The sequence below is a fragment of the Paenibacillus sp. FSL H3-0302 genome (genome assembly GCF_037982245.1).
GTDB lineage: Bacteria > Bacillota > Bacilli > Paenibacillales > Paenibacillaceae > Paenibacillus_AQ > Paenibacillus_AQ odorifer.
In genome coordinates, this window is sequence record NZ_CP150284.1 from 4,218,566 (window position 1) to 4,231,052 (window position 12,487).

Annotated in this window: 12 protein-coding genes; all 12 read right to left on the minus strand. The window is 44.0% G+C overall.

Translation table 11 applies throughout. The features are described from left to right. Positions 1-13: 13 nt before the first annotated feature. On the minus strand, positions 14-328 hold the full coding sequence (locus MHH50_RS18615) for a hypothetical protein (RefSeq protein ID WP_076127826.1): 315 nt from the start codon (positions 326-328) through the stop codon (positions 14-16). Positions 329-379: 51 nt separating this feature from the next. Then, positions 380-1,783: a FapA family protein gene (locus MHH50_RS18620; protein WP_036688497.1), complete on the minus strand. Its 1,404-nt coding sequence runs from the start codon at positions 1,781-1,783 to the stop codon at positions 380-382. 29 nt (positions 1,784-1,812) lie between these two features. Beyond that, complete coding sequence (locus MHH50_RS18625; protein ID WP_076127824.1) at positions 1,813-2,601, minus strand: FliA/WhiG family RNA polymerase sigma factor; 789 nt, start codon at positions 2,599-2,601, stop codon at positions 1,813-1,815. A 90-nt stretch (positions 2,602-2,691) separates the two neighbouring features. Further along, positions 2,692-3,096 (minus strand): hypothetical protein, encoded by a 405-nt coding sequence (locus MHH50_RS18630; protein WP_076127910.1) that lies wholly within the window; start codon positions 3,094-3,096, stop codon positions 2,692-2,694. A gap of 8 nt (positions 3,097-3,104) precedes the next feature. Then, positions 3,105-3,602: a chemotaxis protein CheD gene (locus tag MHH50_RS18635; RefSeq protein ID WP_340033264.1), complete on the minus strand. Its 498-nt coding sequence runs from the start codon at positions 3,600-3,602 to the stop codon at positions 3,105-3,107. Next, positions 3,595-4,221 carry a chemotaxis protein CheC gene (locus MHH50_RS18640; protein ID WP_076182646.1) on the minus strand — a complete coding sequence of 209 codons (627 nt, stop codon included), beginning with the start codon at positions 4,219-4,221 and terminating at the stop codon, positions 3,595-3,597. The genes MHH50_RS18635 and MHH50_RS18640 overlap by 8 nt, the downstream gene beginning before the upstream one ends. Positions 4,222-4,224: 3 nt before the next feature. Next, positions 4,225-4,686 carry a chemotaxis protein CheW gene (locus MHH50_RS18645; protein ID WP_036688501.1) on the minus strand — a complete coding sequence of 154 codons (462 nt, stop codon included), beginning with the start codon at positions 4,684-4,686 and terminating at the stop codon, positions 4,225-4,227. Between the two features lie 27 nt (positions 4,687-4,713). Then, positions 4,714-6,789: a chemotaxis protein CheA gene (locus MHH50_RS18650; protein ID WP_340033265.1), complete on the minus strand. Its 2,076-nt coding sequence runs from the start codon at positions 6,787-6,789 to the stop codon at positions 4,714-4,716. 34 nt (positions 6,790-6,823) lie between these two features. After that, a complete protein-coding gene (locus MHH50_RS18655) occupies positions 6,824-8,155 on the minus strand; it encodes a chemotaxis response regulator protein-glutamate methylesterase (protein WP_076127819.1) in 1,332 nt (443 codons plus the stop codon). Between the two features lie 33 nt (positions 8,156-8,188). Beyond that, positions 8,189-9,070, minus strand: coding sequence for a MinD/ParA family protein (locus MHH50_RS18660; protein WP_076127818.1), 882 nt, complete (start codon positions 9,068-9,070; stop codon positions 8,189-8,191). Then, complete coding sequence (gene flhF, locus MHH50_RS18665) at positions 9,067-10,452, minus strand: flagellar biosynthesis protein FlhF (protein WP_340033266.1); 1,386 nt, start codon at positions 10,450-10,452, stop codon at positions 9,067-9,069. The genes MHH50_RS18660 and flhF overlap by 4 nt, the downstream gene beginning before the upstream one ends. Then, positions 10,449-12,482: a flagellar biosynthesis protein FlhA gene (gene flhA / locus MHH50_RS18670; RefSeq protein ID WP_036688509.1), complete on the minus strand. Its 2,034-nt coding sequence runs from the start codon at positions 12,480-12,482 to the stop codon at positions 10,449-10,451. The genes flhF and flhA overlap by 4 nt, the downstream gene beginning before the upstream one ends. Positions 12,483-12,487: the final 5 nt, after the last annotated feature.

Here is a 12,487-nt window from a genome sequence, read left to right on the forward strand (position 1 = left end):
GTGTAGATTCTTATTAAAGACTTAGATCAATGCGTTGGCCTTTGTAAGGATGCTCAGCATCACGGGTTGCAGGCGGGTTCGAATGTTTATCTGACGAAGAATTGCCACCTGAATGCTGATTGCCTTTTCCACCGCCATCCCGTAAAGCTGATTCAGAAGACTCATCCACTTCAGTGCTCCGCATGGCCAATTCCTGACTTTGTTTTACATTTTGCCCAGCCAATTGATGTTGGTCGATAGCAGGACGTTGCTGAGATTCATTCTGAAGCTTGCCCGCCTCCGTGGTGCGAGGCAAAGCAATTTGCAGTTCCACCGGTTTTAGGCTCATCTTAACCCTTCTCTCACAAGTAATGGCCGGCCGCAAATGCTGCCCGCCCGATTAATTGTACGGCGTTAAAGATATATCCCCATCACTGTAAATAAACACAACCCGCTCCGTAGCATCCTTAACAAATCGGGTATATCTGCCGATCATGATCTTTGAACCGCCATAAATGGTTTTGATAACCTCAACTCTCGCTCTACCTGTATCTTCTAACATTCTTTCTATCTCTAGCACCCGTTCTTTAATTCTTTTTTCTTCACGTTGATGGGATTGTTTTGTAGCATTTAATTTGACGCGAAGCGCCACTTTATCCGCAGGGAGCTGACCGTTAGTAGCCAATTGATTTAATAGATACAAAGCTTTAGAGGTTTTATCCTCGTTCTCCAGCAGCTGCCGCAGCTCTTGACGAAGTTCGTTAATCTCATTTCTAAGCTCTGGAACCACACCTACCTCAATCACAGTCGCAGTGGACATGGTGTTACCTATAGTTCTTGCTACAACTCTTTCTCCAGACTGAACGATTCCACCCACTATCAAACCTTTAGAGCCGTTACAGATAACATCTCTACCAGCACGTATATTGGAGTGCATAATACTCTGAGAAACAATTACATCTTCCCCAGCGGTTACGTTTCCATCTTGAATGAAAGAAACCTTCACACTTTTTCCAGCGGTAACTTGGCCTTTGTTATATCCGATAATTCCACCAGTAATTTCAATGGAGCCCCCAGAGATTAACTCTGCACCTTCAACGCCGCCTACAACCCGAATATCACCGGCAGACTTTACCGTAAAGCCTGAAAGGACATTCCCACGTATGACGACTGTACCTACAAAATCAATATTTCCAGTGCCGTAATCGACATCACCATTCACTTCATATACAGGAAACACATTGATTTTCCCGTTATCAGTTAACGTGACCAGTCCATCAATCGCTGCGTACATCGAAGTGCCATCGTTATCAATGAGTACATTTTTCCCGATTTTAAAATGAGCTTCCTTTCCAGCCTTGAAAGCAAGCTCATCACCAGTAACAGTCATCCCTAACTTTCCAGGCTGGGCAGGGATAATTTTAGCTATTAACTTTCCTTTAAGCACATTACGAAGCCGAACCAAGTCCTTGTAGTCGACCTTACCATCCGCTTTCTCAAGCGGTTTGCGGTCCTCTTCCAGATCAACTGTAAGCATAACTCGTCCATCCGTGCCATGCACAGCAGGATAACCTGCAGCAATCGGAACTTTACTCCAAAAAAACTCCTCAGGATGACTACTAATACGTTCGACAACATCACTCTTGATACCGTAGCGAATATTGTGACTGTGCAGGAAGGCTTCCAGTTCTGTAGATGAGCAGGAAAAATTCTCATCCTTTTTGGAGAACTGCAAATACGCGATTCCTTTGTCCTCCGAAAAAGTTATACTCAAGTACTGATTCAAAGCATATTGACCGATCAAATTTTGCTCCCCCTTGTCACCGCTAACGGTTAATCGTTCTGCATAAGGAGATCACGGTTCTTCTCGAGCGTTCCCCTCAGCCGCAAAATAGCTTTGGAATGCAACTGCGAAATTCTTGAAGGAGATAACGACATGACCTCAGCAATCTCACTTAAAGATAAATCTTCATAATATAAAAGGGACACAACGGTCCTTTCTTTCACCGTTAATTTCTCAATACCTTTGGTGAGCGCTTCGCGCAAGTAGAATTCATTTACCTTGCTATCCGGATTCTTAGCTTTATCGTCCACCAGTATGGACATTCGGGTCTCTGATTCCTCTTCACGAATCGGGTCTTCCAGTGAACAAAGTGACATCACAGCCACATCCTGCAACATATTTTGAAATTCCAGTTCACTAATATTAAGGTATTGGCTCATTTCCTCGTCACTAACTGACCTTAAGTGCTTCTGCTCCAGCTGCTGATAAGCGTCCTCAATTTTTTTAGCTTTTTCCCTAACGGATCTAGGTACCCAATCACTTTGGCGTAATGAATCTAATATCGCACCACGCACACGCCAGGACGCATAGGTCTGAAATTGCAATCCTCGTTTGTAGTCGAATTTCTCAATCGCATCAATTAGTCCCATAACCCCATTACTGGCTAAATCATCTTTGGATACATTTTTGGGTAATCCCACAGCCAAACGACTGGATACATAATCAACAATATGGAGATAACTCTCTATCAGCTTCTTTTTGGCATCAGGGTCTCTGTGTTCTTTCCACTGTTCCCATAGCTCGTCAGTTTCCAATTGAGAAGCTTTACGCTCGTTCAATAGCTTTCACCCTTCCCAAAGTTTAGTCAGCGAGCATTCGCGGCGAAATGTACCTTCCAATAAGATCACCGATTCCGCCTCAGCCCTCACTTATTCTTCTTTCAGGTGACGAACGGCCTTGGCCAATTCTTCAGGATCCTTCATCGAAACTAGCTTAGGAGGTGTAAGAGGCTTAAATCCCTCGCTATTTTCGTTTCCTTGTCCTGGCTTCGGTTTTAGTAGATTGATTAATTCTTCATCCTCATTAGGCGTGCTGATATCCAGCTTCGCCCCAAGTTCTTCACCACCAGTATCCACTTCATCCGGAGGCGATGTTTGAATCATAATAAAACCCAATACCCATCTTACGAGGAAAGCAAGCAGAAACCAGATGATAAATGCAATTAGGCTTCTTAATAAACTAGTACCCAATACATTGTTACTGTAGGTTACAAAAAAGGTAAATATGAAACCTACCAAACCCGACACCAAGTTTATCAAAATGTTTCCAATCATATTCATAATTATAGTTCCTTAGCGCCTTTTTGCACACTGCGAATAAACAATATACCAGTGTTGCAGGCTATTTCTATCGTACGGCCATAATTGCCGCCTGTGTCTTCTGCGATTAACGGAATTTTTAAATTTTCAAGTGCTAGTTTACAAGATTCAACATTACGAGGCCCGATCCTCATGGTGTCGCTCCCCCCGGCAAAGGCAAACATTTGTGAACCTCCGGCCATCTTGGCTACGATCCGGCTCCGAACCGCCCCAAGCTCTAGCAGACGGGATAAGAGCTCCGGCACTGCAGTATCTGCAAACTTAGCGATGTTTAACTGCCCTTCCCTAGCAATCTCAGATGATGGGAGCATTACATGCGCCATCCCTGCAAGCTTTTTTCCAGGGTCAAACAATGTTAATCCCACGCAGGAGCCAAGACCTGTGGTACGAATTAATCTGTCTTGGCTACCCACGTTAAGATCCGCCATCCCTACTTTAATAATGCTTTGTTCTTCAATCATTTTCAAAAGGAACTCCTAGCGATTTGAAGATTTTCGGGAATGATTCCGGATCGGGAATAAGGAAAAATTGCCCTTCAATTTCGTTTTTCCCTTCGAAGAAGGTAGTGTCGATCAACAATGCATCGTCCCCCATCTGCCCGAATTGCAGCAGACCGTAGCTAAGGATAGCGCCAGCCATGTCCATAGCAAGGGCCGGCACCGTTGGATACATAGAAAGTGCGGTGAAATCTGCTAGAGAAGAAAGATACGATCCTGCCAAAATATTGCCAATTTCGCTTAGTGCAGAGAGCTCCATTTCTCCAAGCTCTTCATTACTCGATAGCTCAATGCCCGCAATACGACTAAGTAAGTTCATAGCCGCTTCTGGTGACAGAATGAAAAACAGGTTACCTGGAGCTTCACCCTCCACACGTAGAAACACCGCATATACAAGTTCTTCGGCTCCGCCAACTTTATCTGTTATTTCTTCAAAGTTAAGGAGCTGTACCTTAGGAACAGCCATATCTATCGGCTTATTCAAGAGCTGTGATAATGCGGTGGCTGCATTTCCAGCTCCAATGTTCCCAACTTCCTTAAGCACATCCATTTTGAAATCTTTATAGTGCTTAAATAGTTCCACAGGTTAGCCCTCTAGGCTTTCTAATTGAACGATTTCGCTTTTGTTAAGCACTTCTGACAAGTTAAGCATAATCAGTAAGCGCTCGTCTCCAATCTTGGCCACCCCATCCAAATACTTTGCCTTGATGCCGCCAACAACATCAGGAGGTGTATCAATAGAATCTCTGTTCAAATCTATAACATCATTTGCAGAGTCTACAATGAAGCCTACTTCCATTTCATTAACAGACACGATGATGATTCTTGTCTGATCGGTGTGTTCAGCCTCTTCGATGCCGAAACGGCCCCGTAGATCAATTACAGGAATAACAACCCCACGTAAATTAATTACACCTTTGATAAATGAATAGGTCTTAGGTACACGAGTAATGGGCATCATGCGCTCAATAGTTTGTACCTTTTCAACTTCAATTCCATATTCCTCTACGCCTAATTTAAACACTATCACTTTAATATCTTCAGCCATGGAATGAACCTCCCTGTTCTATCCTAGTTATTTAATAAAAGCGTTCGGATCAATAATAAGTGCTACTTGACCATCACCAAGAATGGTTGCGCCAGATATTCCTTGTACATCAGGCAAATATTTACCCAGATTCTTAATCACAACCTCGTTCTGGCCAATAAAATCCTGTACTGCTAAGGCAACTAATCTTTCTCCCTTGCGCACCACTACGATTTCTGTTTCTTCTTCGGTACTCTCATCATAATCTGGTACTGAAAAGAGACGACTTAGCGAAACCAGAGGAATATGCGAATCACGGAATTCTACCATTTTATTGCCATGGATTGTACGGATCTGAGATTGCTTCACGATTCCGGTTTCCACTATAGAGGTCAAAGGAATGGCATACTTCTCGGAACCTAATCGGATAAGCATTGCAGCAATGATTGATAGAGTTAAAGGCAGCTGCACTGAGAAATTTGTTCCTTTACCTGGAGCAGAATAAATCGTTACATTGCCGCCTAAAGAAGAAATCTTAGATTTCACTACATCCAGCCCTACCCCGCGGCCTGAAACATCAGAAATGACCTCTGCTGTACTGAAGCCTGGGGCAAATAACAACTGAAAAGCTTCATCGTCCGACATACTGGCTGCCTGCTCTTGTGTTATAACACCCTTCTTCACAGCAGATTTCAGAACCTTCTCCGGATAAATCCCTGTTCCATCTTCTTCGATCTCAATGAAGACGTGATTACCACTGTGGAAAGCCCGCAAATAGACCGTTCCGGTCTCAGGCTTACCAGCAGCAACACGATCCGCAATGGATTCGATACCATGGTCAACTGCATTACGCAATAAATGCACCAGCGGATCCCCGATTTCGTCAATGACCGTTCGGTCCAGCTCAGTTTCTGCTCCTGTGATGATAAGATCTACTTTTTTGTCTAGTGACTTGGCTAGATCACGAATCATACGTGGGAATCGGTTAAATACTGTATCTACTGGAACCATCCGCAGCTTCATTACAATATTCTGGAGATCTCCGCTTACCCGGCCCATATGCTCAACCGTTTCTGTAAGATCACCATTTTGAACCTCAGAAGCCAGCTGTTCCAATCGGACACGGTCGATAAGAAGTTCACTGAATAAATTCATCAACACGTCCAAACGTTCAATATCTACACGAATGGTACGTGATGGTGCCCCACCTGTTTTGTGAGCTGCCGGTTTGTTCCCTTCTTCTTTGGTTGGCAGGGGTTTAGCGGCAGAAGCCGCAGGTGTAGCTGCTGCTGGAGCCTCAGTAGTCGTGGCAGCCACTTCAGAGGCTGCTGCTGCTGTTTCTTGACCCAGCTGTTGCAGAGAGTCTTGATCCAATGCTACTGCCGATACCTTATCAATCTCAGACAGATTTAGTATCATAGCCTGAATTTGATCAGCACTTTTTTGAGTTATGTAATAGAGAGAGAAGCTTTGATCAAATTTCTCTTGTTCAATATCCTGAACGGATGGGAAGGATTTAACCACTTCACCTGAACGCTCCAAAAGATCAAACACCATATATGCACGTACTGCCTTAAGCTGACAATCCTTGCGAATGGTTACGTCCACATATAATACTTGATGTCCTTCTTGAATCGACTGTTCTAGAACAGAAAATTGAAACTCATCTAAATGAATCGGGGTTTCAACCGCTTGTGCAGCAGTTCCTGAGACAGAAGCTGCCTCACCACCCGCAACAGGAATCTCTCCCCGGACTATAGCCTGTAAGGAGGAGACGATAGACGAAACATCCGCTTTACCCTCGCCTCCTCCCGTAATATCCTCAACCATAGACTCCAAGGCATCCAAACTTTTGAACAACGTATCAAAAATGAAATCCTGCATGCGCAGTTTGTTGTTGCGTACCAAATCAAGAACATTTTCCATTTGGTGTGTGAGTGAAGCCAAATCTTCAAAGCCCATAGTTGCTGCCATACCTTTTAAGGTATGCGCAGAGCGGAATATTACCTGTACAATACTAATGTCCTCAGGATTCGCTTCCAGCCCCATCATGCTCTCGTTCAATGACTGCAGATGATCGTTCGACTCATCAATAAACATGGATAAATATTGGTTCATGTCCATCAGTGAGCACCTCCCCTTTGAGTTCGCTTTTCTGTTATTTAACAGCTTGCACCAGCCTTGGAGCAATTTCTTGCAAAGGCAGTACGTGCTGGACGCACTGTAATTCCACCGCAGATCGCGGCATTCCATATACGACACAAGTTTCTTCGCTTTCAGCAAAGGTTGAGGTTACCCCAGAGTCGTATAAGGATTTCATCATTCTTGCCCCATCACTACCCATCCCTGTCATTAGTAACAAATGACGTTCTAACGATGTGAGCGGCAGCAATGATTCAAATAAAACATCCACAGAAGGTCGATGGCCATTACGTGCCTCCTCCTTTGTGAGTACAACCGCATATTGCCCTCTAGAGGATGGGACAACTTGTAAATGATAGCCTCCAGGTGCTATATAAGCAGTTCCTTTTTGCAATATCATCCCCTGCTCAGCTTCAATCACTTCTAGCGGGCTGAAGGTATTCAGTCGCTGGGCTAGTGATTTGGTAAAGTTAGGCGGCATATGCTGCACAATAACAATAGGCGCTGGAAAATCTGCAGGAATCTTCTCCAGAAATACCTTTAGAGCACGTGGTCCACCTGTAGAGCACCCCACGGCAACCAACTTTTGCAGATCATTACTCCCATACTTCCGGACCTGAGGATTTGCAGGAGCGTCAGAAGACACTTCCACTTTAGGTTTAGGCAACGGTTTTGGTGGGGTAGCGTTATTCTCTACTCTTGACCTTGCATTACTCTTTTCTGATAAAGGTGGTGGAGTAGAGATTAATGGTTTTGCTGCTCTTTTAGGAACAGTATGATCTAACGGCTGCTTCACCCGCGGTTTTTTGGTCACTTCATTTTTGAGTGAAGCTTTAGGTTCTACCTTGGGTTTGCCGGGCATCACTCTCGGTACAGTTGGCGGTGCGACTTCTACTGGCGGTATGTCTGGCAACTTAAATGCAGAAGCACGTGCTTCGCGCTGCTCCCGGGCCATCATAGCCTCTTTCATTTGTTCCCTTAAGGATTCTCCCACTCCCATGATATCCTGAGAGTTGGTAATCGAAGGTTTACGAATAAAGTCAAAAGCGCCCCATTCCAGTGCAAGAATGGTTTCCTTCATGCCCTCTTCATTGATCCCTGACAGCATAATCACTGGCAGAGGGTCTGAGGCCATTATTATTTTCAGCGCTTCCAGGCCGTTCATTTCTGGCATTTCTACATCCATAGTAACCAGATCTGGACGAAGCTCATTAATTTTTTCGATAGCCTCACGACCGTTTTTTGCTGTTGCCGTCACCTGAAAGTCAGCGTCATTTTCAATTAAATCGGAAATGATCTTGCGCATAAATGCCGAATCATCAACAACCAATACTTTATATGGCTTCATATCATTTCCACCTCTGTCCCAAATTCAGAACAACTATTTACTTCGCTTTAACCATTTATGGATAAAGCCTTTAATCCCTTGGACTTTTGTGGTCTTTTTAGAATCAATGGTCAAATAACTTAGGGCAAGCCGATGTATATCCTTTGCAGCAATACAGTTTGGAAAAGCCAATGTGAATGGCGTTTGCCTTTTGACAGCCTGCACTACATGGGCATCTGAGCTTATATGACCAAGATAAGAAATATCTAATTGCAAAAAACGACTGGCGGCCATTCGGATCTTGTCGCTTGTCGCTATGGCTTCCCTTTCATCACCTGCCTGGTTCACAATCAATTTAAAGGAAGTCTCAGGATAGGTACGATTCACAACCTTCATTAATGCGTATGCATCTGTGATAGCTGTTGGTTCTGGTGTAGTAACGACTAAGCAATCGTCGGCAGAAGTTATAAACTTCATCGTTTCCTTAGATAATCCAGCACCTGTATCGAATAAAATATAATCCATGCTGTCCGCGATAAGTGCTATCTGATTTGTGAAATAATCAAGATCAGACTCTGAAAGAGTAAATAGCTCATCCATTCCAGAGCCACCAGCTATAAAAGGGAGCGAATTCGGACCGTATTGAATAATCTGCTCGATATCCGCTTCTCTTTTTAACAAATGATAAAGATTATATCTCGCCGATACGCCCATCAACACATCTATATTAGCCATGCCGATATCTGCATCAAACAGCAAAACCCGTTTGCCCATAGCCTTTAAAGTTAGAGCGAAGTTAAGTGTAAAATTCGACTTACCAACGCCCCCTTTACCACTACACACCGTAATGATCCTGGCGGATGATCCCCCTCTTACAGCTACTTTAGAATCCTGACTGGATACAAGCTGTCTTAAGGATTGTGCCTGATCCATCATGTTTCACCTGTTCCAAGAAGCAACTCACTAAGCTGTCCTTTGGTAGCCATAAGCAGATCATCAGGTACATTTTGACCATCAGTCATATAAGACAAGGTAAGTGGGAAGTCATTCAGGACATTAAAGAGCGGGCCGTAACTCCCCGTCTCATCCAGCTTTGTGAAAATAACCTTATCCAGTCTATATCTGCCGAAATGCTCTGCAATAAGTTTCATATCACGGCTTTTGGAGGTCAGGCTAAGCACAAGATAGGTTTCACTTCTCAATTCCTTCGCAAGCAAGCTTTGCAGTTCTGCTACTAGCATATCATTGCGATAATTTCGGCCAGCTGTATCCATTAATACTAGATCACAACTCTCCAAGCGAAAGAGTGCTCTTTGCAAATCTCCTGGCGATTGGACAACCTCCAGTGGAACATTGAGGATAGCAGCATAGGTTCGCAACTGTTCAACAGCTGAGATTCTATACGTATCGGAGGTGATAAAACCTACCTTGCGTCCGTGCTTAAATAGCTGTTCTGCCGCAAGCTTAGCTATGGTTGTGGTCTTTCCAACTCCAGTGGGTCCGGCAATATATACAATTTGAGTATCCCGGGCAATTCCATCAGCAATTCGTCCCGTCAGGAAACCATCAATCTGTTCTTTAAGAGATCCCATAAATTTCTCTGGTCCCCAAGTACGCCCTTCATCTACCCAACGTTCCGAGATGTTACTGATCCATTCCTCAACAAGCACAGCATCCATTTCTTGCTCTAATAAAAGATCCCGTAGCTCCTGCAGACTGTCTGGAAGTTCTCTTCCACCTGAGGATTGTCTGGCAATTCGCTCCATCCAGAGCTTCATATCTCTAATCTCACGAAGAACATCATTTTCGAGAGCAGTGGCAACCTCTGGCGATTGTTCTAATCCTAATGATTCATACAACGCTGATACAGAAGGTGCATCTTCCAGATTTAATTCAGGAAGTTTTTGCTCAGGTACTGGCTCCGGATGCTTGGCTATCGATTCTTGTACATTGATAGCTTCCGATAAGGCTGCGGCAATCTCAGCAAACGTCCGTGACTCTTCTGGCTTTTCTAATGAAACAGAAGGTACGGAAGGTATAGAAGGTGTAGTGGAAGCAGATGACGCTTTTTGATAAGCCTGTGGTACTGCACTCCGTGGAATGTTCATCGCTGGCGCAGCCGGCTTTTTTAGAACATTATTCTTCTCTGCCTTTTCTACTGCAGCTACAACTTCTATTTTTTTCTTCTTAAATAACCCTAAAAATCCGCCGATTTTGATTTCCTTTGTACTTAAAATGACGGCCTCGCTCCCAAGCTCGTTGCGAATGGAGAGCATGGCGTCAGGCATCGAATCGACCACGTAACGCTTCACTCTCATAAATTCACCACTCCGACGCTTTGTATTTCAATGTTAGGCTCTAGCTCGCTATAAGACAGTACAGGAATGTCCTGCATCGTTCGTTCAATCACCTGCCGCAAATACATACGAATAGTTGGTGATGTGAGCACTATTGGCTGTTGCCCTGTCTGCAGCAATCGATTGATCTGTTCACTTAACCGCTGATAGATCGTTTGTGTCGAAGTTGGATCTAGGGCCAAATAACTTCCCTGTTCAGATTGCTGCACACTCTCGGAAATTTTCTTTTCAAGATTAGGTCCAACTGTGATGACTTTCAGTGTCTCTCCTACTTGTGAGAATTGCTGAGTAATCTGTCTGGATAAGGACTGACGAACATATTCAGTGAGAATATCCGGATCCTTGGTGTATGTCCCATAATCCGCTAATGTCTCAAAAATCGTAACCAAATCTCTGATCGATATCTTTTCACGAAGCAGCTTAGCAAGAACCTTCTGCACATCCCCAATCGCCAATACGGAAGGAATAAGATCGTCGACGAGCACTGGATAATTATCCCTAAGGTTGTCCACCAGCATCTTAGTTTCTTGTCTTCCTATCAGCTCATGTCCATGACGTTTGATTAACTCCGTCAGATGTGTTGCGACAACAGATGGAGGGTCAACTACAGTATAGCCGGACAATTCAGCCCGCTCTTTAACCGATTCATCAATCCATAATGCTGGAAGCCCAAAGGATGGTTCGATGGTCTCAATACCGTTTATAGATTCATCATCATATCCTGGACTCATTGCAAGGTAATGATTAAGTAATAATTCACCACCGCCGACTGTATTTCCTTTAATTTTTATGACATATTCATTCGGTTTTAGTTGAATATTGTCGCGAATGCGAATAACAGGTACTACAAGACCCATTTCTAGGGCACATTGCCGTCGAATCATGATGATACGATCTAACAGATCGCCTCCCTGACCTGTATCCGCCAAAGGAATAAGACCATAACCAAACTCGAATTCAATGGGATCAACCGACAGCAAATTAATGACACTTTCCGGACTTCGTACCTCTTCAATCTGCTTCTCTTCAACAAGTTGCTCTTCGGCAATCTGTTTCTTATTTAAATTTTGTCCCATACGGTAGGCTGCAAAAGCCAGCAAACCGGCCAATGGGAGCGTTGTAATCATATGTATGGGTGTAAAGAGTCCAAGAAAAGCTACCGTAACTGCGACAATATACAACAATTTCGGATAAGACAATAACTGTCCTGTCAGCTCTTCTGCAAGATTACCTTCCGAAGAAGCTCTAGTAACAATCAAGCCGGCTGCTGTCGAAATCAGCAAAGCTGGAATTTGACTGACGAGACCGTCCCCGATGGTCAATACAGAATAAGTGGATAACGCAGTAGCAAAGTCCATCCCGTGAACCATCATACCGATGATAAATCCACCGATGAGATTGATCAGCAAGATGATAATACTCGCAATCGCGTCTCCTTTAACGAATTTACTCGCACCGTCCATGGCTCCGAAAAAATCCGCTTCGCGTTCTACGTTACGACGACGCTCACGTGCCTGGGTTTCGTTAATCATGCCTGCGTTAAGATCGGCATCAATACTCATTTGCTTACCGGGCATCGCATCCAAGGTAAATCTAGCGCCTACCTCAGCTACGCGCTCTGAACCTTTGGTGATAACAATAAACTGAACTACTACCAAGATCAGAAACACGATAAATCCAACAGCAATTTGTCCGCCAGCGATCCAGCTACCGAAAGTAGATACCACTGAACCGGCATCTCCATAAGTCAGGATCAGTTTTGTAGTCGAGATGTTAAGTGACAGACGAAACAGTGTGGTTACTAGGAGCAATGAAGGGAAAATTGAAAATTCGAGTGCATTTTTCGTATTCATAGCAACCAGAATGATAATTAATGCGATTGAGATGTTAATAACAAGCAAAACGTCCAATAGCCAGGACGGGATAGGCAGAATCATCATAAGCACGATCCCGATGATGCCTAGCAAAACTGTTAAATCTTTAGCTTTCAATGTCC